We start from the raw sequence: 21907 nt of genomic DNA, 5'->3' as shown, positions 1-21907 counted from the left end.
ACAGGTTGGGTAGATAATCCCCCAATGAGCAGATTATGTGAAGTATTTTTTTGAAATAACATTTTTTAACACTGCATCTGAGCCTTTACCATGGAAGGGTCATCCAAAGGGAACCCCGCTCCTTGCCTCATGAGAACAAACATTCGCCACAGCTCGTCCCTTCACCGTAGATTCGCTACTATGTTTTCCCGCTTTCCTTTCATGCGGATTTTTACTTTGGAGCCCGGATGCCTAGTCAAAAGGACATCGCCGACGAACGCGGCGCACCGATGATTCCAGAACAGCGCCGTGAGTTGATGCTGCGCCAGTTGCGCAAGCATCAGGTGCTGAGCGTTCATCAATTGATAGAGATGTTCGACTGCTCGCACATGACCATACGCCGTGATATAGCGCTGCTGGAGCAGGAAGGCCGTGCTTACTCGGTAACCGGTGGCGTGCGAATCGCGAGCCAGCTCCACAGCGAGCCCAGCCATCAGTCCAAGGCGGTGGTCGAGTTGCCGCAGAAGCAGGCGATGGCCAGGATGGCTTCGCGGTTACTGCATGCGGACATGACGATTTATCTGGATGCGGGAACGAGCACGCTGGAGATCGTCCCGTATATCAAGGCGCTGACGGGCGTGACCGTGGTGACCAACGACTTCGGAATTGTGCAGGCATTGATCGATGCACCCCATGTCACAGTCATTCACACCGGCGGGCAGTTGGATCACTCCAATCAATCATGCGTGGGCGGTCTGGCGGTTGCCACCTTGCGCCAGGTTGTCACCGATATCGCGTTCATCTCGACCAGCTCCTGGGATTTGCGTCGTGGCCTCACCACACCTTCGGCGCTGAAGGTGGAGGTCAAGCAAGCCGCGATGCAATCGGCGTCGCAAGTGGTGCTGATCGCCAGTAGTTCGAAGTACGGGACTTTCAGTATGTACAAGATCGCTGGGCTGGAGCAGTTCGACATCATCCTCAGCGACGACGCGCTGACCCCAGCCGCCGCCGATGGCATTCGCAAACAGGGTGTCGAGCTGTTGCTACCGTCTGACAGCCCCCCGGCTTGAACAACGGACCAACCCAATACCAGACTGTAATTTGCGTAAGGTCGAAGATGACCGATCCGTGCGAATATTCAGCACCCTGTTTCAGGTTTTCAGGAATCAACCGTGGCACGTCCGCAGTCCCATCCGACCTCCGTCCTGCTTGACTTCGGCGAGTTCAAGCTCGACGAGGCCAACGCTTGTTTGTTGCGCGATGGGCAAGCGGTGGCGTTGGCGCCAACCCCTTTCCTGCTGTTATGCGTTCTCGCCCGCCAGACAGGGTCGCTGGTATCCAAAGACGCCTTGCTGGATGCCGTGTGGGGGCATCGGTTTGTCAGTGAATCAGTCCTGAAGACCGCCATCAGCGATCTGCGCAAAGTGTTGGGCGATGACCCCAGGCACCCTCGTTTTATCGAGACAGTGTCGCGGCGCGGCTATCGCTTTATCGCCGTGTCGCCCCCTGCTGCTTCGGTGCCTCCTGCATCCACGGCGGTTCCGGCGCCCGACACACCTCGGTTGCCGTCATTCATCGGTCGCATTGCCGAAGTCGCCAGGCTGCAACGGGCATGGGAGCGAGCCGGTGGCGGCCGGCGGGCCGTGGTCTGGCTGGCTGGAGAACCGGGGATCGGCAAGACCACGTTGATCGAACATTTCCTCGCCGGCCTTGGCGACATCGCTTGCGCACGCGGCCATTGCATGGAGCACTTCGGCACCGGCGAACCGTACCTGCCGGTCCTGGAGGCGTTGGCCGATCTGTGCCGCAGCGACCCGACCCTGCCGGCGTTATTGCGCGAAGTGGCACCCACCTGGCTGCTGCAATTGCCATGGCTCAGTAGTACGCAGGAGCGAGACGCGTTGCGGCGCGAGCTGGCCGGCGTCGGCCCGGAACGCATGCTGAGGGAATTCGGCGAACTGTTGGACCGCTATACAGCGCTGCGCCCGCTATTGCTGGTGACCGAAGACCTGCACTGGAGCGACCGGGCAACGCTCCAGCTCATCAACTACATGGCCCGACGCCGTGGCCCCGCACGGCTCATGTGGCTGTCAAGCTTCCGCCTTGCCGAAGTGGTGGCGCTCGACCATCCGCTCAGCTCATTGCGCCACGAACTGCGTCTGCAACGCTTGTGCGAGGAAGTGGTGCTCGACCCGTTTTCCGAAACCGAGGTCGCCGACTATGTAGCGTTGCGTTCAGCCTCACTGGCATGCGATGAAGCCTTCGTGCGCGCCCTGCACGAACGGACCGACGGCGTGCCGTTGTTCGTTTCCTCGATCATCACTGAAGTGATGGATGCGAAAGAGGACGAAACCACCATCGAAGCTCGGCTGGCCGATCTGGCGGTTCCCGACAACCTGGCGGCCATCATCGATCACTACATTGCCAAGCTGGCTCCCGAGCAACGAACACTTCTCTGCGCGGCGGCAGTGTGCGGGTCCGATTTCCGGACTGAGACGGTTTCGCTGGCCCTCGAGCGCAATCTCTCTTCGGTGATCGGCGCCTGTGAGGAACTGATGCGTGAGCAGGTATGGCTCACACAATCGCGGGCATCTGATGTTGACGAAGCGGTAGAGCTACCTTACTCGTTCCGTCACGCCCTTTTTCGCCAGGTGCTGTACGACCGCACGCCGCGTTCGTTGCGCATCGATCTGCATCGCCAGGTTGGTACTGCCCTCGAACGTGAACGCACCGCCGGTGCGCCGGTTGCGGCTTCGGAATTGGCGATGCACTTCGACCGTGCTCGACTGCCGATGCTCGCGCTGCGCTATTACGCCGAGGCCGCAGAAGCCGCGCTACTGCACTTCAGCCCGGACTTGTGCATCGGCCTCACCGAGCGTGGCCTAATCCTTCTTATGCAGGCACCCGAAGGGACGGAGCGCGATACGCTCGAAATTACCTTGGCCACGTTGCAGGGGGTTTCGGCCTTCCACATGTTCGGTGTCGGCAGCGAAGCCAAGGGCGCTTTCGAACGGGCGTACACGTTGCTCACGGATGTACCCGAGCACCCCATGCGCGGACGCCTCCTGCATGGGTTCGGTTATCTGCTCGGCCTGCGCGGCGACTATTCGCAGGCTTTGGAAGTGGCTGAGCGTGCTGAAGCGCTCTCCCTGAACGCAAACGATCAAGCGCTCATGCTGGCAGCGTGCATCGTTCAGGGCGAGATACATCACCTCCAGGGCCGCACGAAAACGACACGCAGCTGGCTGGAGCGCGCCCTCGCGATCGCCGAGCCGCTGGGCATTGGGACAAACGAGATCTTTGCCGCAGATCCCCAGGTCATGCTGCACGGTATGCTGGCCATCGAGCTGGTGCGGTCTGGCCTGATTGAGCAAGGGCGTTCCCATATGCAGCAGGCCCGAACCCGCGCACATACGCTCCGACAACCCATGACATGGCTGGTCGCTACCTGGCAGGAGGTGTTGATCGAAGTGCGACTGGGAAACCCTGTGCGGGTGGCAGCGCTGGCGGACAACATGCAGAAACTCGTCGACGAATATTCGCTCGCACTCGGTCGTACGGCTTGTCGCTGGTGGCGCGGATGGGCCGACGCGCGCAACGGTGCCCCCCACGACGGCTACCGGCACATCCGTGAGGCCTATGAGGAACACACCGGCCTCGGTATGCGCTCCGGTGCCAGCGAAGTACTCGGCTATGCCGCCGAGGCGCTGCTCCTGGCAGGCGATTACGATGCAGCACAAGTCCAATTGCAGGAAGCATTCCGGACAGGTGAGGAACTGGGCGAGCGTGTATACCTGCCGCAGCTGTTGCTGCTGGAGGCCGCGCTCGCGCGAGCTCAGGGCCGGCCGGACGTCAGCAACGCGACGGTGCGGCGTGCGATTGAGGAGGCGCGCGCCCAGGAAGCATCATGGTTGGAGCTGCTCGCACTGGTTGAGTTGTGTGAGTACCACGATGCCGGGCCAGAGGATCACCAGGCATTGGCAATGCTGATTGGCCAATTGCCCGAAACGCACGGAACCGAACAGGTAAAACGTGCACGCTCGCTGCTTGAGGCTGCTAAGCGGGCTTGAAGTGACGGTTGTGAGAGCAAAGGTGAACCGACCGAAGTCTGACCTTTTGCTTACGACTCGACCCAGGGGGACGGCTTACGCTGGCATCGAACTTTCTTGATCCCAGGTCTGCGATGAGCCTTAACCCTGAATCCAAATACCCGAGCCGCCGCACCTACGTTCTCAAGCTGCGCAGTGATGCCGAACCGGGCGCCCTGGTGGGTCGTTTGGAGAACCTGGTCACCGGACGTCAGCGCGAGTTCTCGTCCGGCAAAGAGTTGCTGGAGTCGATTGATGCGGATCTGGTGACAGCCGCCAGTGAGCAGGCGGTAGACGTCGATGGTGAATGATCCTTTCCCGCATCGACAGACAAAGCACATCGCGACCGAACGCTGACGGTTCGCTGACGACTTTGCCTACACAGTCCCCCTACGCTGACGCCACCTCGAACGACACGAGTCCATTTCTAATGCGCCAACCTTCCCCCCTCCATCCGCTGCCTTGCCATGCCGGTGGGACAACCTTACTACGTACCAAGTGCCCGACCGCGTTTGCCATGGCGGCTGCCTTGGCCATGTCGATCGCCTTCGCCCTTTCTGGCTGCTCCACACCGGTCCTCAAACCCTCGATCGACGTGCCAAACAACTTCGCCGCCAGTACGGCGTCCGAGATGGAGCCCGAGGCGGCCTGGTGGGAGGTCTATCACGACCCATTGCTGACGGACCTGGTGCGCCGAGCCGCGCGGGAGAATCGCGACGTCAAGATTGCCGCCGAGCGACTGCGTGCCGCGCGGGCCGGAGAAACGGTCAGCCAGTCCTGGCTGCTTCCGAGCGTCGGTGCGTCGGTCTCCGGCAGTGACCACAGCACCGGCTTCAATTCGGCCGTCAAACAGGGTTATCCGGATATCAAGACCGCCAGTGCGGGCCTGGACGTCTCGTGGGAACTCGACCTGAGTGGCCGCCTGCGAGCCGGCGCAGCGGCGGCGGATGCCGATGCGCTAGCCGCGGAACACAGCATGCGCGGTGTGCGCCTGCTGGTGATGAGCGATGTCGTCAGCAACTACTTCTCACTGGTCGGTGCACAGCGCCAGGTCGCAACACTGCGCGCTATCTCGGCGATGCAGGACGAGACGCTGCGTCTGGTCACCGCGCGTCAACAGGTGGGGCTGGCCTCCGCGTTCGACGTCGAACGCGCACAAACCGACGCCTTGTCCGCGCGGGCGCAAATTCCGCCGTTGGAAACTCAAGTGACGGTGGCGCGCCACCGTATCGCGGTGCTGATCGCCGACCAGTCTTTCAACACCACCAACATTCAACCCTCGAACAGCGACATGACAGATGTGCCTGAGGCCAAGCCCGGGCAGCCGGCCGAATTGCTACAACGCCGACCTGACGTCCTGGCGTTGATGGCGCAGCTCGATGCCGCCAATGCACGTCGCCAGCAAGCGAAAGCCGAGTGGTTCCCGCAACTCTTTCTCGGCGCGTCCTTCGGCCGCCAGGGCCTAAACCTGAACGGTGCCGATCTTGGGGCTGCGCGCTTCACCAATGTCGCGGGTCTGCTGGCTATGCCGCTGTTCAACGCCGGACGCACGCAAGCCATCAACGAAGCGGCAGAAAGCGCTCAACAAGAGGCAGTACTACGCGCCGAAGACGGCATCGTGCGAGCGCTCGAGGATGTGGAAAACGCCCTTGTCACGCTTGCGCAGGAGCGCCGCCGCTCGGGGTCGCTGCAATTGGCCGCTGCTTCCGCGGAGTCGGCTCAAAGTCGCGCCCAGTCGCTCTATAACCGCGGGCAGATTGACCTGTTGCCTTTACTGGATTCGCAGCGGGCGCGACTGGCGGCACGCCTGAATTCCAACGAAAGCAACACCCGACTGCTGCTCGACAGCGTGCAGCTCTACAAGGCACTGGGCGGTGGCTGGCAGGTGTTCGAACAACCCTCCAACCCAACCGCATCCGTCAAAGCCGACCGGCCACCACTTTCCTAAGCATTTGTCGTTTTCCAAAGAGGAACCGTCTTGAAGAATTCCCTTACTGCGGTCGGCACCCTGGCCGTCGTCGCCATGCTGTGCGCGTGCAGCCCGGACCAGCCGTCCGTGCCGGTCCCCAGAGCGGTACGTACCGTTGAAATCAACTACGACAATGCCCGCGACGTCAGTCGCTACGTGGGAACCGTGCAGTCGCGCCATGAAGTCGACCAATCCTTCCGTGTGGGCGGCAAGGTAGCCCAACGCAAGGTCGACGTGGGTCAGTTGGTGCACGAAGGCGACATCCTGGCTGTGCTGGATGACAACGACTACCGCCTCGCGGAAGAAGCGTCGCAACAGCAGTGGTCCGCTGCCGTGGAGCAGACGCGCCAGGCAGAATCCGATCGCCAGCGCCTGACGGCCCTGAAGGCGGATGGCTCAGTCAGCGCGGCCGACGATGAGCGTGCACATACCAATGCCCAGACCACGCATGCGACTGCCGAGGCTGAAGCGCGAAAGCTTGAGCTCGCACGCAACCGCCTCAAGTACACCGTACTGCGCGCCTCCCGTAGCGGCGTAGTCACGGTGGTACGCATCGAAGATGGACAAGTCGTGGCAGAAGGCCAACCGGTTATTACGATTGCCAATCCGGACGAATCCGAGGTCGTCATCGATGTCCCCGAAGACCAGTTGTCTGTCTTCAAGGAGGCGCATTTCAAAGGTGCGCTGGCCAGTGCGCCAAACGAAAGCTTCGATGCCACCTTGCGCGAATTGTCGCCACAGGCTGCGACGCAAACGCGCACCTACCGCGCTCGACTTAAACCAGCCAAGGCCCTGCCACTGGGTGCCACCGCAACGGTAACGGCCGAGCGCGTGATGACCAGTGTCGCAGTGGCAACGGTTCCGGCGACGGCACTCACGCAAAGTGGCGGTCAGCCAGCGCTTTGGACCGTCTCGCCGGAAGGTGTGGTCGATCTGGAGCGGGTGGCCGTCTGGGGCTATCGCAATGACGAGGTGCTCGTCACTGGGCCGCGGGCTGGCACATTGGTCGTTACGGCCGGTGTACAGAAGATGACCTCAGGATTAAAGGTCGCCCTCCCCAACGCCGCAATCAATGAAACAGACACCACGCAGCAGGCCGCCCGATGAGCAACTTCAATCTCACCGACTGGGCATTGCGCCACCGCGCCATTGTCCTGTTCATGCTGCTCATCGTTGCAGTGGCCGGTGCCTTCAGCTTCACCCGGCTTGGCCAACTGGAAGACCCGAACTTTTCCGTGCCTTCCATGACCGCTATGGTCATCTGGCCAGGCGCCACTGCCCAACAGTTGCAGGACCAGGTCCTCAACCGCATGGAGAAGAAATTCGAGCAGATCGACAACTTCGAGAAGGTGGTTACCTATGCGCGGCAAGGCTATGCCGGCATGACGCTCACCGTACGTGGCGGCACCTCCAAGGCTGACCAGCGCGAGGCTTGGTACCAGGCGCGCAAGAAGCTCAACGATTTGAGCCTGGAAATGCCTGACGGCGTGATCGGCCCGATCCTGAACGACGAGTACGGCGACGTGTATGGCCTGATGTATGCGGTCAAAGGCGACGGCATCGGCCACGCCGAGTTGTCGGACGCGGCCGAGGACATCAAGCGCCAGATGTTGAAGGTGCCGATGGTCAAGAAGATCGATCTCATCGGCAAGCAGGCCAAGCGTGTCTACGTCGAGTTCTCGCACGAGCGCCTGGCAGCGCTGGGCATTACACCGCTGGCCATCGCCGAAAGCCTCAAGAGCCAGAACGCCATGCTGCCCGCCGGCCAGATCGACACCCATGGCGACCGCGTCATGGTGCGCGTGAGTGGCCAGTTCGCCAGCGAAGAGGCCATCCGCAACGTGCCGATCTCCGCGGGCGGGCGGCTGATCAAGCTCGGCGACGTCGCGACCGTTACCCGTGGCTTCGAGGATCCACCGACCTACACGGTGCGTCACAACGGCCAGCCCGTGCTGATGCTCGGCATCACGATGACCAGCGACGGCAACATCGTGGACCTTGGCAAGGCGATGGACACGGCAGTCGCCAAGATCCAGTCGGAACTTCCGCATGGTGTGGAGCTGGAATTGGTGGCCGATCAGCCCACCACAGTAAGGGATGCAATCCTAGACTTCGGGCGCGCGCTGGTCGAAGCGCTGGTCATCGTGATTGCGGTCAGTCTGGCCAGCCTGGGCTGGCGCGCAGGCCTGGTGGTCGCGGCCACGGTGCCGCTGGTACTGGGTGGCGTGGCGCTGGTGATGCTGGCGATGGGCTGGAACCTCGAGCGTATCTCGCTCGGCTCGCTGATTATCGCATTGGGGCTGCTGGTGGATGACGCCATCATCGCTATCGAGATGATGGTGGCGAAGATGGAAACCGGCATGGACCGCGTGAAGGCGGCCGCCTTCTCCTATCAGTCCACCGCCATGCCACGGCTGACCGGCGCGCTAATCACGGTCGTAGGCTTCCTGCCGATCGGCCTGTCGAAGTCCACCACCGGCGAGTACGCGGGGGGCATTTTCTGGATCGTTGGCGCCGCGGTGCTGTTCTCGTGGATCTGTTCTGGCATCTTCACACCGTACCTGGCGGTCAAGATGCTGCCCAACGACTTGGGCAAGCACCAGCACGCTGATCCGCACGATACGAAGTTCTACCGCAGCCTGCGTCGCCTGATTGACGCCGCCATCGAGCGCCGCTGGGTGGTCATTGGTGCGACGGTGGGCGCTCTGGTGCTTGCCCTGGCCTGTATCAAGCTAGTGCCGCAGCAATTCTTCCCCAACAGTTCGCGTCCTGAACTGGTCATTGACCTGCGCGTCAAGGAAGGCTCCTCGTTCGCCGCGACGACCGAGCAGGTCAAACACATGGAGGAGATCCTGGCGAAGGACGAGGACGTGCGTTTCTATACCGCCTACACCGGCGCCGGCGCACCGCGCTTTTATCTCTCACTCAACCCCGAGCTGCCCAATCCGGGTTTTGCCCAGTTCGTTGTGATGACCAAAGATCTGGATGCACGCGAGCGAGTACGTGCGCGGCTGGTGGACACGGCTAACCAACAATTCCCACAAGCGTGGATACGCGTGACCCGGCTCGAGTTGGGGCCACCCGTCGGCTACCCGGTACAGTTCCGCGTTGTAGGCCCTGATACCCAGGTAGTGCGCAAGATCGCCCGAGACGTGGAGAAGGTAGTGGCGTCCAACCAAAAGGTGCGCGACCTCCAACTCGACTGGAACGACCCGGTGCGTACGCTGAAAGTGGAGCTTGATCAGGACAAGGCGAGTGCGCTCGGCCTCACGCCGGCCGATGTGTCGTTGGCGACCCAGACCGTGATGAACGGCGCAACCCTGTCGCAGCTGCGTGAGCGCGAGGACCTGATCGACATCGTGGCCCGTGCCGTGCCAGAGGAACGCTTGAACCTCGACACACTGAAAAACATCAACCTTTACACACGCCAAGGCACGGTGGTGCCGCTGTCGCAAGTCGCCCAGGTGCGCGCTGAGCTGGAAGAGCCGGTACTGTGGCGCCGCAACCGCGATATGGCGATCACTGTGCGTGCGGACGTGAAGGATGGTGAACAGGGTGTATCGGTGACGCAGGAAATCCTGCCATTGCTCAAGGACATCGAAGCCAGGCTGCCGACCGGATACCGCATCGATGTAGGCGGAGCGGTTGAGGAAAGTGACAAGGCCAACAAGGCGCTGGTCGCGGTAGCCCCGTTGATGCTGGTCACCATCCTGCTGTTGCTCATGCTGCAATTGCAGAACTTTTCCCGCATGTGGATGGTGATGCTCACCGCGCCGCTGGGCCTGATTGGCGTAGTGCCGGCGCTACTGGTGTTCCAGTCGCCGCTGGGCTTTGTCGCGATCCTGGGCATTATCGCACTGGGTGGCATGATCATGCGCAACGCGGTGATCCTGATCGATCAAATACAAATCGAGATCACCGAGGGGCGCGACCCGTGGAATGCTGTACTGGATGCCGCCATTCACCGAGCACGCCCGGTGATGCTGACGGCGCTGGCCACCGTGCTCGCCATGATTCCACTCACACGTAGTGTGTTCTGGGGGCCGATGGCGATCGCGATCATGGGTGGTCTCACCGTGGCAACACTGCTGACGATTTTCTTCGTCCCGGCGTTGTACGCCGCATGGTTCAAGGTCCGTCGTGGCCAGACGACTGACACCGGGCAGGTGACAGTAGACTCGTCGCTTTGTACAAGCCCCGCTGCCCCAAGGTAACTCAACCTGCCGAGTGATAGCGGGCCGCCCGCCAGAGGTTTTTCGATTCGGCGGTCAGATGGCGCAAGCCACTGCGGTCGAGCATGCGTTCCGATTCCTCTTGCACGGCGGCCAACACAGCCGCCTCGTCGACGGCGCGTACGACGTAGTCTTCCATCAGGATCCTGCCATCGACGATGGTGGTACACACGTCCGCGCCATTGGCGAAGCACGTGACACGGTGGACCGGCATGTTCATCGGCATCAGGTGCGGTTTGAACAGGTCGATCAGAATGATGTCGGCTTTCTTGCCAACTTCCAGCGAGCCGATCTCATGCTCCATCGACAGCGCCCTGGCCGCGTCGATCGTGACCATTTCCAGCACTTTGCCCTGGGGCAGGATGTCCGGGTCGCGAAAATGGCGGCGGTGGTAGTGCATGCACTGGAACATGTGGCGGAACATGTCGTAACCACGGTCCGGGGCGGCGCCGTCGGAACCGATGGCAACGGTGACATTGGCCTCGATCAGTTCCGGCACCGGGCAGCGACCCAGGATCGACATGATGGCGCTCGGGTTGTGCACGATCTTGGTCTGCGTCTCGCGGCACAGGGCGATGTCTTCCTCGGTCAAATCAATGCAGTGCGACATGAAGGAGGTCGGGCCGAGCAGGCCCAGTTCGCGGTGGGCCAGCGCCAGCGTACCGGCGCGGTGGCCATCCTGGGTGAACGTCAGGCCATAACGATTGGCCAGCGCCCGGTAATCCTGTGCCTGCTGGCGAAACAGAGGGGCCAACTGCCGATGGTCGGGCTCGTATTGTGGCGCGTACACCGGCAACGTGATGGCGATGCGCACCCGGCCATCACCCATACCGTCGCAGGTCCTGGCGACTTCTTCGCAGACTTCGAACATGGTCTCGAAACTGACGTCGCGCCGAGTGGGCGGTTCGGTCGACCAGTCCAGGTAGGTGCGCGGCGCTGGTGGCCGCGACGGGCCGACGGCCACCACCGAACGGGTACCGATTTCGGCGATGGCCCGGGCGTGGCGTTGCGCGTAAACCGGATCGTCGACCCGCATGATCGAATCGCCTCCGCCCAGTAGCGACACGCCGGTGGTGGTGCCGCATTTCAGCCGCTCCAGCGCCGACAACCTGGCGTCGACCTCCCAGAACTCCACGCCGGAGGCCGAGGTATAAATGGTCTGACAAGCCTCCATCCAGGCATTGCCTTCTGCGCCGCCGATGGTTTTGAGCATGGCGTGGCCGGCATGGGCGTGGCTGTCGATCAAGCCCGGGAGCACCGCCTTGTTGCGGGCATCGATGACTTTTTCAGCCGTGAAGCGAGCCCGCACTTCATCCGTGCGCCCCACCGCGACGATGCGATTGCCGAGCACGGCCACTGCGCCGTCCTCGATGACGCGCCGCTGGTCATCCACGGTGATGACCACGCCGTGTTCGATCAGCAGGTCGACTTTGTTGAGGGGGGCGTTGACGTCGTAGTGATGTGTCATACAAGGCATCCGGTGAAAATGTTTGGGATCACAGACGGCTGTGCAGCAGGCTGCCATTTTTCGCCACGACGACGCCGCGGCTGATCACCGTGCGCGCCAGCGGGCGAGACACAACGGCCTCACTCAGCGTCTCTGCCGGCAGCAACAACAGGTTGGCGGTTTGCCCGGTTGCCAGGCCGTGATCACTGCGCCCAAGTGCCCGCGCCCCATTGCCGGAAGCGGCGTCAAATGCTGCGCAGATCTCCAGGTCCGTCCGCATGCCGCAACGCAAGGCGAGCAACATCGCGCGTTCGAGCATGTCGCCATTGCCCATGGGGGTCCAGGCGTCGCGAATGCCATCCGAACCGAGGCACACGTTGACCCCGATCGAGCGCAGCTCGTTAAAGGGCGGGATGGCAATATCCGAAGGCGCCGTGGTCATGAGGGAAATCCGATTGGCCGCCAGGCGTTCAGCCAACGGCTGCACCTGGGCCCAGTCTTTCATGCCCAGGCAAAACGCATGGCTGATCATGACTCGCCCCTGACGCTGATAGCGCTCGGTGAAATCCACGATGCGCGCGATCTGCCAAAGCCCCAGCTCGCCACCGTCATGCAGGTGGATATCGATACCGCGATCAAACTCGCTCGCCAGCTCGAACAGGGTCGTCAGGTGCGCGATGGGATCATTGTCGATGCCGCAGGGGTCCAGCCCCCCGACGACCTCGACGCCCAGCGCCAGGGCTTCGCGCATCAATGCTTCAACGCCGGGGCGATTGACCAGGCCCACCTGTGGGAAGGTGACGAATTCGATTTCCACCAGGTCGGCGTAGCGTTCGCGCAGCGCCAGCATGGCTTGCACATGCTCGATGCCCAACTCGGGATCGGCGTCGACATGACAGCGCAACAGCAGCGAGCCGCGCGCGATGCATTGTTCCAACAAAGCACCTGCACGCTCGGCAATGGGTGACTTGAGCTCGCGCAGGATTTGCCGTTCGTTGGCTATGCGCGCTTTGAGGTTTGGGCCTGCGCTATGCGGGCGCCAAGGCTGACCCCACAGAGTCTTGTCCAGATGGATATGGCTTTCCACCAGCGACGGAACGAGCAATTGACCCTGCCCGTCAAAGTCAGCGCTGGCAACCGGATGGCCGCTGGCTGGCCGACGATCGCCGATGCGACCCTCAATAATCTGTATGTCTTCGATTTCGCCGCCATAGGGGCGGACGTTACGCAACCAGAACGTCATTTGAACCTCATCACTGATTGAGCGTGCCCCGCCGCCAGGTGGCCGACGGGGCACTCTTTACGGGACCCAAAGGGCTATTTCAAGTTGCCGGCCAGGAACTGCTTGAGGCGCTCACTTTTGGTGTGCTTGAACAGTTGCTCCGGGTTGCCTTCTTCTTCGATCTTGCCCTGGTGCAGGAAGATCACGTGGTTGGACACCTCGCGGGCAAAGGCCATTTCGTGCGTCACCACCACCATGGTCCGGCCCTCTTCGGCGAGGGCCTGCATCACTTTCAGCACCTCGCCGACCAGCTCCGGGTCGAGGGCCGAGGTCGGCTCGTCGAACAGCATCACTTCCGGTTCCATCGCCAGGGCCCGGGCGATTGCCACGCGCTGCTGCTGGCCGCCGGACAGGTGCGACGGGTACTTGGCCTCCATGCTGGCCGGCAGGCCGACCTTGGCCAGGTACTTGCGCGCGCGGGCCACCGCCTCGTCGCGGCTGAGGCCAAGCGCATGCATCGGCGCCTCGATCACGTTTTCCAGCACCGACATGTGCGCCCACAGGTTGAAGTGCTGGAACACCATGGACAGCTTGGTGCGCATGCCTTGCAACTGCTTCTGGCTGGCCACGCGCAGCCCGCCGTTCCTGTCCTTCTCGGTGCGGATTTCCTCGGCGTTCACCGTGATGCGCCCGGCGCACGGCTGTTCGAGGAAGTTGATGCATCGCAAGAAGGTACTCTTGCCCGATCCGGAGGAGCCGATGATGCTGATCACATCGCCGGCCCTGGCCTTGATCGACACGCCCTTGAGCACCTCGTGGTTGCCATATTTCTTGTATAGATCGTCTACGGTCAGTTTGTACATGGTGATGCCCTGGGTATGCGGCCTTCAGGCGGCCTGGGGTTTCAGGAAGGCCAGCCAGCGGGTTTCACCGCGACGAAATAGCCAGACAAGCGACAGCGCAATCACCGCGTACAACAATGCGGCGATGAAGAAAGCCTCGAACGACGCATAGGTGGCCGAGTTGACGTCGCGGGCGACCTTCAGGATGTCGGGCACCGTGGCGGTAAACGCCACCGAGGTCGAATGCAGCATCATGATCACCTCATTGCTGTAGTACGGCAGTGCGCGACGCAACGCCGAGGGCAGGATGATGCGGCGGTACAGATTGAACCGGGACATGCCGAAAGCCCTCGCCGCCTCGACCTCGCCGTAGGGCACCGACCTGATCGCGCCGGCGAAGACTTCCGTGGTGTAGGCGCAGGTGTTGAGCGCGAACGCCAGCACCGTGCAGTTGAAGCCTTCGCGAAAGAACATGTCGAGAAATGCGTGCTCACGCACCACGCTCAGGCTGTAGACACCGGTGTAGATGATCAACAGTTGTATATAAAGCGGCGTGCCTCGAAACACATAGGTGTAAAACCAGACGGGAAGCCGGATAAAGCGGTTTTTCGACACGCGGGCCACGGCCAGCGGCACCGACAGCACAAAGCCGATTGCGATCGACAGCACCAGCAGCCACAAGGTGATTGCCAGGCCGGAAAAGTTGGCGCCGTCCGACCACAAATACGCTTGCCAATATTCCTGGATAATAGCGATCACAGTTCAGCCTCCCGGATTCCGACGGAGTAATGATGTTTGAGCCATGCCAGGACGCCGTTTGAAACCGTGGTAATGGCGAGATAGATCAGGGCACCGATCACGGTGAAGTAAAACAGCTGCATGGAGCTCTTTCCGGCATCCTGGGTGGCCCTGACGATATCGGACAGGCCGATGATCGATACCAGAGCCGTCGCCTTGATCATGACCTGCCAGTTGTTGGCGATACCGGGCAAGGCAAAGCGCATCATTTGCGGGAATAAAATGCGGTAGAACCCCTGCCATGGGCTGAGGCCATAGGCCATGGCCGCCTCCAGCTGACCGCGCGGGACGGCTTGGAAAGCACCGCGGAAGGTCTCGGTGAAATAAGCGCCGTAGATGAACGCGAGCGTCGCGACACCCGCGAGGAAGGGATCGATATCGATTTGATCCATTCCAAGCCCTTCGGTGACCTGATTGAGCAGGATCTGAATGCTGTAGAACAGCAACAGCATGGTCACCAGGTCGGGAACACTGCGTATCATCGTGGTATAGAGGGTGGCGATATTGCGCAACCACCGATGACCCGACAACTTGGAACTGGCGCCTGCCAATCCAATCATTACCGAAGCCAGCAGCGATAATATGGCCAGCTTGAGTGTCATCCAGGTGCCACTTGCGATCAGCGGCCCATAGTCTGCCAAGGACATTACATTCTCCTTGAACCCGATAATTCAGCCGATGCCGACTATCTTGTTCAATCGTGCTTTTATTGTTTTTGAATGCCGCAAAAGTCTGGATTCGTCAGAGATTCAAGTCCGCGACTTGAAATCAATCAGTTGTAAACATCAAAGGAGAAGTATTTATCCGAGATCTTCTGGTAAGTGCCGTCCTTGATAATCTCGGCAAGCGCCCCGTTGATCTGTTCGCGAAGTTCATTGTCCTCCTTGCGCAAACCGATCCCGGCTCCCACGCCGAGCGTTTTCGGATCGCGCAACTCCGGGCCGGCAAAAGCAAAATCACGTCCGCTCTCGGTTTTCAAAAAGCCCAGATCGGCCTGGACCGAGGATTGCAATGCCGCATCCAGGCGACCGGCGATCAGGTCCTGATAAACCAGGTCCTGGTTCTGGTAGGTCGTGACGGTGACGCCCTTCGGTGCCCAGTAAGCCCTGGCATAGGTTTCCTGGGTGGAGCCCTGCTCGATTCCGACACGCTTGCCTTGAAGGGATTCGGGGGTTGGCAGCAGAGTGGAGCCTTTTTTCGCAATGAGACGGGGCAGGACGTTACTGATCTTGTCGGAGAAGGCGATCTGCGCCTGACGTTTCTCGGTCACGCTCATGGAGGAAAGAATGCCATCGAACTTCTTGGCCTTCAGCGCCGGGATAATGCCGTCGAATGAATTCTCGACCCACACACATTTGACCTTCAGCTTTTCGCAGATCGCGTTGCCGAGATCGATATCGAAGCCCACGAGCTGGCCATCGGGCGCCTTCGACTCGAACGGGGCGTAAGTGGGGTCGACGCCGAAGCGAATGACTTGCAAGTCTTTCGCGTAGACGCCGCTGGCGGCCAGGGCCAGAACAACTGAAACTGCAAACTTCTTCATCTTATTCTCCGTATGCACGTGGGTATTGCGGTTATAAAAATGGCCAACCCTGTATATAACACCGCTCCCTGTAGGAGCGAGCCCTGCTCGCGATGGTCGTTAACGATTACGCGTGTTTGCTGATTAAACGCGGTGCTCTCAAGTACATCGCGAGCAGGGCTCGCTCCTACAGGTATTCATCACAGCCCTTGCATGCTGCGTCGATAACTTGCCGGGGAGAACGTGACCGTCAGCACTGCCATCGCCGCGAGCACGCCAATGTGCAACCACCAACCGGTGATGAAGCTCCCTCCGGCGTCGCGCAGCCAGCCGATCAACCAGGGCGCACTCGAGGCGAGCAGGAAACCGATCCCTTGAACGAAGGCTGCCAAGGTCCCGGCCGCTTGTGCGTTGGGCAAGTGGTCGAGGCTGACAATCAGGCTGAGCGAGAAGAACCCGCCGAGGCCGAAACCGGCCAGTGCGACCCACAACCACGGCGCTGCATTGGGCGCCAGCGCGAAGCCGGTGAACCCGGCGACCTGCAGCGCGATCGTCAGCCACAAGGCCGCGCGCCGGTCAATGCTGCTACGGGCGAGCATCGGCATCGCGAACGCCGCCGTCGCCTGGAACATCGCCAACCACGCGAGCAAGTTGCCCGAGGTTTGCAGGCTCATGCTCTGCTGTTGGTAGAAGGACGGCAGCCATGCCACCAGGCTTGAGTAGCCGCTGTTGGTAAGCCCAAAGTAGGCGGCCAACTGCCACGCGCGCCGATTCTTGAAGAAGCTGCCGGTCAGGACCGGTGCAGGTCCGCCAGCGGCTATCGGCGCAGTACGTGGCGCGCACACCAGCCAAAGCAGGAACACGGCAAGTGCCGGCAACGCCCAGATGGAAAGCCCCAGCCTCCAGCCGCCATACGCGTTCAGCCAGGTACTGGCCAACGAGCCCAGCGCCCCGCCGCCAACCAATGCCGCCGAATAGAGCCCCATCACCATCGCTATCCGATCAGCAAACCAACGTTTGGCGACACCCGGTATCAGGGCCTGGATCATCGCCACGCCGATACCGGCGATACCGGCGCTGGCAATCAACTGCGCGCCGTCCCGGACCACGGCGCGTAACCCGCACCCGAGCATCAACAGCAACAATGCACCGGCCAGCGCCCGCCGCTCGCCGAAGCGACGTGCGACACCGATGCCCATGAAGGCAATCAGGCCCATCAGCACGAAGGGCAAAGTGGTCAGCATTGCCGCGGCGCGAAAATCGAGGCCGATGTCGGCGCGCACCAGATCGAGTACCGGGCCTACCGACGTCAGGAATGGCCGCAAATTCAGGCCCAGCAATACCAGCAGTACCAATGCCGCCAATGACACCTTGTCCGTGGGTGACGCGCTCGCAGCGATGCAAGCCGCCGCTGCGGGTGCTGGCTCGGCAGCCTTTTGCTGCATCAGCGTCACGTCACTGGTCATCAGATTTTCCTTGGTCATTCAGGTCAACGGGCCGCTTCAGCGGCTGTTCTGCGAGAGTAAAAGCAGGTGCTATTATTCGGAAATGAAATGTTCGAATGACCATTAGTGGGGAATGTAATGACGTCAGCACTGATCGATCCGTTGCTGCTCAAGAGTTTCGTCGCGGTGGTGGAGAGCGGCAGCTTCACGCGCGCCGGTGAACGCGTGCACTTGAGCCAGTCGACCATCAGCCAACAGTTGAAGCGACTTGAGGAGCAACTCGGCTGCGAGCTGGTCAACCGCAGCGGGCGCTACGTCGTCACCACCGAGGACGGCGAGCGGTTGCTCGGCTATGCGCGCCGGGTCCTGGGGCTGATGGAAGAGGTGGTGGAGGAGTTACGCAAGGGCCACGCGCAGGGCGAAGTGCACATCGGCGTGCCGGAAGACTTCGCCTCGGACTTGTTGACGCCGACGCTTGGCGCCTTCGCACGGGCTCACCCGTCCATACGGCTTGAGATCAGCAGTGGGCTGAGCAACACGCTATGGCAACAGTTTTGTGCAGGCGACTACGACCTGGTGCTGGTCAAGCAACGCCCGGGACAGGTGGTGGGGCACGCCGCCTGGCCCGAACCGCTCGCCTGGTTCGACAGCCTCAACGAGCCGACCTATGAACGCGATCCGCTGCCGCTGGTGGTATTTCCGGTCGGCGGCTTGTATCGCGATGAAATGATCCACGCGCTCGAGAGCGCCGGCCGACGCTGGCGCATCGGCTACAGCAGCGCGAGCCTGGCGAGCGTGCGCTCGGCAGTCGCCGATGGTCTGGGCGTCAGCGTGCTGCCCTCGCGACTGGCGTTGCCCGGCCACCGACGGTTGGGCGTGGCCGAGTCCTTCCCCGAATTGACGCCGCTGGAAATCGCACTGCACCTGCGCCCCGACGCCCCCCGCCGCGTGATTGATTTGGCCGAACAGCTGACAAAACTATGCGCCCAGGTGACCGGTCATGTTGGCTGACGCCTACTCGCCCTGTGCTAACGTTCGCGTGTCATCACTTTAAAGTCATACGCCAATGTCCATTGCAGACAACCTCCTCGCTTTTACTTTCGCAGCCACTCTGCTGACGCTGACACCGGGCCTCGATACCGCGCTGGTGTTGAGAACCGCAACCGTGGAAGGCAAGCAACAGGCGTTCCGCGCGGCACTGGGTATCAACGCCGGCTGCCTGTTATGGGGCGCCGCTGTCGCCTTTGGCCTGGGCGCCCTGATTGCGGTATCGGAGCTTGCGTACAACGGCTTGAAATATTGCGGTGCCGCTTACCTGGCCTGGCTTGGGCTGAATATGCTTTTGCGCCCGCGAAGCGCGTTGTCGCCCGCCGAAGCGGACGCAAGACCGAATGCAAACTGGTTCCTGAAGGGCATGATGGGCAACGTCCTTAATCCCAAGGTCGGAATTTTCTACGTCTCCTTTCTTCCGCAGTTTATTCCCCAAGGGCACAACCTGATTGCCTGGACCTTTGGTCTGGTCAGCATTCACGTGGTGCTCGGTTTGTTGTGGTCGTCGACATTGATTGGCGCCACTCAACAGCTCGCCGGCGTTCTGCGGCGCGAGAAAGTCATCACGTGGATGGATCGCACAACAGGCCTGGTCTTTGTGCTGTTCGCCGCGCGGCTGGCCTTTAGCAAGCGGTGATGGAAAGTGGCGGCCACACAGCCCCCGACTTCGGAGTGAGTACCCCCAACATTGGGTACCGTCCCCCAGCCGTATTCGCGCCTCGATCAGCACAAAGCTTCAGCCTCTGACCCTGCCAACGGGATCTTCAGGCTGCCGACACATTTTGTCACATTCCTTGCAACGCAAAGACCCAGTGAGCTTCTCCCGTTCCTGAAAGGTGGAACGTCGAGGAGTTGCACCTATGACCATTGGCTTACAGCAGGAAGTACCCCTGCAACTCGATGGAAGTGCTGCAGTCATCCTCTGCAACCGTCTTGGGGAATCGCTTATGAACCGCCCTGGATATATGAGTCGTCTTTTATGCTTTCTGGTCTGCCTGCTTACCGTAACCCTGGTGGCGGCCGATGAACCTCAGGGCAATGACGATCAGGCGAATGAGAAGTGGCTGGAGCCGGCGCGCTCCAAACTCATGCACGTGACTGGCGCGATGCCGTTCTTTCCGCATCGGGCCAATACCACCGGCAACCTGGTTTTGAATGTAAAAGACTTCGACAATGCCCAGGTCTGTGGCGCTTGCCATACGGAGATCTACAAGCAGTGGCGCTCGTCGATGATGTCCCAAGCCTGGGATGAACCCATCTATCGGGCCTTGCTCAAGCGTGCAAGTGCGGCCACCGACGGCAAGGTCGATAACTTCTGCACCGGCTGCCATACCCCAATTGGTCTCACGACCGGGCAGATCACTTCGGATATCAACCGTTCCTCGGTTGAAGACAGCGCGAAAGATCATCCGATGCCCGGGGTCGATTGCGAGACCTGCCACAACATCAGCGCCCGCACGGGCCTCGATAACGGCGCTTATGTCATGAGCCCTCGAGCGCACGGTAAACCGACCAAGTTCGGCCCGCGCAAAGATGCCGTTTCGCCCTATCACGACACCGTGTATTCCGCGCTGCACACGCGCTCGGACTTTTGCGGCACCTGCCACAACGTCACGCACCCGTTCAGCAGCGTGGCGGTCGAGCGAACCTATGACGAATGGCAAGAGAGCTCCTACAGCCTTAACGATGTCACCTGCCAGAGCTGCCATATGCCGGGTTTTGCGGGTAAGGCCGCGATCATGGGGCCAGACCGCGAGCAGGTCGCTTCGCATTGGTTCAGCGGCGCCAACGCCATGATGCTCCAGCATCTCGGCCAGGACGCGGGCGCGCAACGCGGGCGCGACATGCTTTCGAGCGCGGGGGAAATAAAATTCCAGCAACTGCCGATAGCCATCAATCCCGGACAATACACCTCGGTATCGGTGAAAGTGGCCAATGTCGGCGCCGGGCACAAGTTGCCAACCGGCTTTCCGGAAGGACGGGAGATGTGGATCGATTTTCGGGTGCTGGATGCCACTGGTCGCGAGCTCTACCGGCTCGGCTCGATCAAGGACGGCAAGACCGAGGACAACACACGTAATTTCAAAGTGCACATCGGCGACAAGGACGGCAATCCGTTGGACGTCGAGGTCTGGAATGCCACGCAAATTCTCTCGGACAACCGCATTCTGCCCAAGGGCTACGCTATCGAGGACTTCAACTTCCTGGTGCCGGCCGATGCCGTCGGGCCCCTCACCTTGTCTGCCGAACTGAACTACTGGCCGTTTTCGCAGAAACTGGCCGACTACCTGCTGGGCAAGGATAAGTTGCACGTGGAAATCACCCAGATGGCCAAAGTCACACAGAGCGTCCCCCTGTCGACAACCCTGACAGCTGTCGCGACAGACACTGCACACAATTAGCCGCGCAGGTGGCCTGCTAACGTCCCCGACCTGCTTCTGTAGGAGCTGGCTTGCCAGCGAAAGCGGTCTGCCAGTCAACCTTGAGTTGACCATGCTGCCGTCTTCGCTGGCAAGCCAGCTCCTACAGGTGTTGCGTCAAGCCCACGCTTTTCAATCAACCCCGGCCTTTGTAGGCGCTGGCTTGCCAGCGAACGCAGACTGCCAGTAAACACGGATGTTGTCTGTGACGCCGTCTTCGCTGGCAAGCCAGCTCCTACAGGTGTTGGGTCAGCCCCACGCTTTTCAATCATCCCCGGTAAGTGCGTACACACGATGATGTTCTGGACGACACCAAACCTGTAGGAGCCGGCTTGCCGGCGAAGGCGTTTTCGCTGGAGCCGCATGACTCACGGCCGTCTTCGCTGGCAAGCCAGCTCCTACAGGTGTTGCGTCAGCCCCACCCTTTTTCAACCATCCCCGGTCTTTTGTAGGAGCTGGCTTGCCAGCGAACGCAGACTGCCAGTCAACACGGATGTTGAACGTGCCGCCGTCTTCGCTGGCAAGCCAGCTCCTACAGGTGTTGTGTCGAACCCCCACCTTTCAATCATCCCCGGTCTTTTGTAGGAGCTGGCTTGCCAGCGAAAGCGGACTGCCAGTCAACACGGATGTTGTCTGTGCCGCCGTGTCTTCGCTGGCAAGCCAGCTCCTACAGGTGTTGCGTCAAACCCACGCCTTTCAATCAACCCCGGTCTTTGTAGGAGCTGGCTTGCCAGCGAAAGCGGACTGCCAGTCAACACGGATGTTGTCTGTGCCGCCGTCTTCGCTGGCAAGCCAGCTCCTACAGGGGGAATGCGTACATTCGTGAAAACAGGTCGGCTGTCAGGCCGCCTCGCGTTGCTTTGGCTTTTGACTTTCTTGCCCCATCGAGAGGC

Annotated in this window: 16 protein-coding genes; 9 read left to right on the top strand and 7 right to left on the bottom strand. The window is 61.0% G+C overall.

Annotated features, from left to right (window positions below):
- Positions 1 to 227 precede the first annotated feature (227 nt).
- The 6 genes from GPL81_RS24030 (at position 228) to GPL81_RS24005 (ending at position 10250) form a co-directional block, all read left to right on the top strand.
- Positions 228 to 1049 carry a DeoR/GlpR family DNA-binding transcription regulator gene (locus tag GPL81_RS24030; RefSeq protein ID WP_096510056.1) on the top strand — a complete coding sequence of 274 codons (822 nt, stop codon included), beginning with the start codon at positions 228 to 230 and terminating at the stop codon, positions 1047 to 1049.
- A gap of 102 nt (positions 1050 to 1151) precedes the next feature.
- Entirely contained in the window at positions 1152 to 4049 is a 2898-nt protein-coding gene (locus GPL81_RS24025) for an AAA family ATPase (RefSeq protein ID WP_160108736.1), read from the top strand.
- 113 nt (positions 4050 to 4162) lie between these two features.
- Entirely contained in the window at positions 4163 to 4378 is a 216-nt protein-coding gene (locus GPL81_RS24020) for a hypothetical protein (protein ID WP_160108735.1), read from the top strand.
- Positions 4379 to 4497: 119 nt separating this feature from the next.
- The gene (locus GPL81_RS24015) at positions 4498 to 6015 is read left to right on the top strand and encodes a TolC family protein (protein ID WP_160108734.1); all 1518 of its coding nucleotides are present in this window, start codon (positions 4498 to 4500) and stop codon (positions 6013 to 6015) included.
- A 108-nt stretch (positions 6016 to 6123) separates the two neighbouring features.
- Entirely contained in the window at positions 6124 to 7143 is a 1020-nt protein-coding gene (locus GPL81_RS24010; protein ID WP_246218975.1) for an efflux RND transporter periplasmic adaptor subunit, read from the top strand.
- On the top strand, positions 7140 to 10250 hold the full coding sequence (locus GPL81_RS24005) for an efflux RND transporter permease subunit (RefSeq protein ID WP_160108732.1): 3111 nt from the start codon (positions 7140 to 7142) through the stop codon (positions 10248 to 10250). The genes GPL81_RS24010 and GPL81_RS24005 overlap by 4 nt, the downstream gene beginning before the upstream one ends.
- A 1-nt stretch (position 10251) precedes the next feature.
- On the opposite strand, the gene GPL81_RS24000 is transcribed toward GPL81_RS24005, so the two are convergent.
- From GPL81_RS24000 to GPL81_RS23970, 7 genes are all read right to left on the bottom strand, one after another.
- Entirely contained in the window at positions 10252 to 11736 is a 1485-nt protein-coding gene (locus GPL81_RS24000; protein WP_160108731.1) for an amidohydrolase family protein, read from the bottom strand.
- A 28-nt stretch (positions 11737 to 11764) separates the two neighbouring features.
- Entirely contained in the window at positions 11765 to 12958 is a 1194-nt protein-coding gene (locus GPL81_RS23995) for an amidohydrolase family protein (RefSeq protein ID WP_160108730.1), read from the bottom strand.
- A gap of 74 nt (positions 12959 to 13032) precedes the next feature.
- The gene (locus GPL81_RS23990; protein ID WP_096510048.1) at positions 13033 to 13800 is read right to left on the bottom strand and encodes an ABC transporter ATP-binding protein; all 768 of its coding nucleotides are present in this window, start codon (positions 13798 to 13800) and stop codon (positions 13033 to 13035) included.
- A gap of 24 nt (positions 13801 to 13824) precedes the next feature.
- Positions 13825 to 14538, bottom strand: coding sequence for an ABC transporter permease (locus GPL81_RS23985; protein WP_160108729.1), 714 nt, complete (start codon positions 14536 to 14538; stop codon positions 13825 to 13827).
- A complete protein-coding gene (locus tag GPL81_RS23980; RefSeq protein ID WP_096510046.1) occupies positions 14535 to 15224 on the bottom strand; it encodes an ABC transporter permease in 690 nt (229 codons plus the stop codon). The genes GPL81_RS23985 and GPL81_RS23980 overlap by 4 nt, the downstream gene beginning before the upstream one ends.
- A gap of 125 nt (positions 15225 to 15349) precedes the next feature.
- On the bottom strand, positions 15350 to 16120 hold the full coding sequence (locus GPL81_RS23975) for an ABC transporter substrate-binding protein (RefSeq protein WP_096510045.1): 771 nt from the start codon (positions 16118 to 16120) through the stop codon (positions 15350 to 15352).
- A 179-nt stretch (positions 16121 to 16299) separates the two neighbouring features.
- Positions 16300 to 17565, bottom strand: a complete 1266-nt coding sequence (locus GPL81_RS23970) for a cyanate transporter (RefSeq protein WP_246218974.1) — start codon at positions 17563 to 17565, stop codon at positions 16300 to 16302.
- A gap of 117 nt (positions 17566 to 17682) precedes the next feature.
- Here GPL81_RS23970 and GPL81_RS23965 point away from each other — a divergent pair, with 117 nt between their 5' ends.
- The 3 genes from GPL81_RS23965 to GPL81_RS23955 all read left to right on the top strand — a co-directional run bounded on the left by GPL81_RS23965 (position 17683) and on the right by GPL81_RS23955 (position 20996).
- Positions 17683 to 18555, top strand: a complete 873-nt coding sequence (locus tag GPL81_RS23965; RefSeq protein ID WP_160108728.1) for a LysR family transcriptional regulator — start codon at positions 17683 to 17685, stop codon at positions 18553 to 18555.
- A 55-nt stretch (positions 18556 to 18610) separates the two neighbouring features.
- Entirely contained in the window at positions 18611 to 19231 is a 621-nt protein-coding gene (locus tag GPL81_RS23960; protein WP_160108727.1) for a LysE family translocator, read from the top strand.
- 310 nt (positions 19232 to 19541) lie between these two features.
- Positions 19542 to 20996: a multiheme c-type cytochrome gene (locus tag GPL81_RS23955; protein ID WP_160108726.1), complete on the top strand. Its 1455-nt coding sequence runs from the start codon at positions 19542 to 19544 to the stop codon at positions 20994 to 20996.
- The last annotated feature ends 911 nt before the right edge of the window (positions 20997 to 21907 follow it).

This window comes from Pseudomonas izuensis (genome assembly GCF_009861505.1).
GTDB lineage: Bacteria > Pseudomonadota > Gammaproteobacteria > Pseudomonadales > Pseudomonadaceae > Aquipseudomonas > Aquipseudomonas izuensis.
This window is presented reverse-complemented; position numbering and strand designations above follow the sequence as displayed.

Bases quoted from the DNA above. Each gene is read 5' to 3' on its own strand.
- GPL81_RS24020 (WP_160108735.1), top strand. From the start codon at position 4,163: ATGAGCCTTAACCCTGAATCCAAATACCCGAGCCGCCGCACCTACGTT.
- GPL81_RS24000 (WP_160108731.1), bottom strand. From the start codon at position 11,736: ATGACACATCACTACGACGTCAACGCCCCCCTCAACAAAGTCGACCTG.
- GPL81_RS23980 (WP_096510046.1), bottom strand. From the start codon at position 15,224: ATGTCCTTGGCAGACTATGGGCCGCTGATCGCAAGTGGCACCTGGATG.
- GPL81_RS24005 (WP_160108732.1), top strand. From the start codon at position 7,140: ATGAGCAACTTCAATCTCACCGACTGGGCATTGCGCCACCGCGCCATT.
- GPL81_RS23995 (WP_160108730.1), bottom strand. From the start codon at position 12,958: ATGACGTTCTGGTTGCGTAACGTCCGCCCCTATGGCGGCGAAATCGAA.
- GPL81_RS23965 (WP_160108728.1), top strand. From the start codon at position 17,683: ATGACGTCAGCACTGATCGATCCGTTGCTGCTCAAGAGTTTCGTCGCG.
- GPL81_RS23960 (WP_160108727.1), top strand. From the start codon at position 18,611: ATGTCCATTGCAGACAACCTCCTCGCTTTTACTTTCGCAGCCACTCTG.
- GPL81_RS23975 (WP_096510045.1), bottom strand. From the start codon at position 16,120: ATGAAGAAGTTTGCAGTTTCAGTTGTTCTGGCCCTGGCCGCCAGCGGC.
- GPL81_RS24015 (WP_160108734.1), top strand. From the start codon at position 4,498: ATGCGCCAACCTTCCCCCCTCCATCCGCTGCCTTGCCATGCCGGTGGG.
- GPL81_RS23955 (WP_160108726.1), top strand. From the start codon at position 19,542: ATGAACCGCCCTGGATATATGAGTCGTCTTTTATGCTTTCTGGTCTGC.
- GPL81_RS23970 (WP_246218974.1), bottom strand. From the start codon at position 17,565: ATGACCAGTGACGTGACGCTGATGCAGCAAAAGGCTGCCGAGCCAGCA.
- GPL81_RS24030 (WP_096510056.1), top strand. From the start codon at position 228: ATGCCTAGTCAAAAGGACATCGCCGACGAACGCGGCGCACCGATGATT.
- GPL81_RS23990 (WP_096510048.1), bottom strand. From the start codon at position 13,800: ATGTACAAACTGACCGTAGACGATCTATACAAGAAATATGGCAACCAC.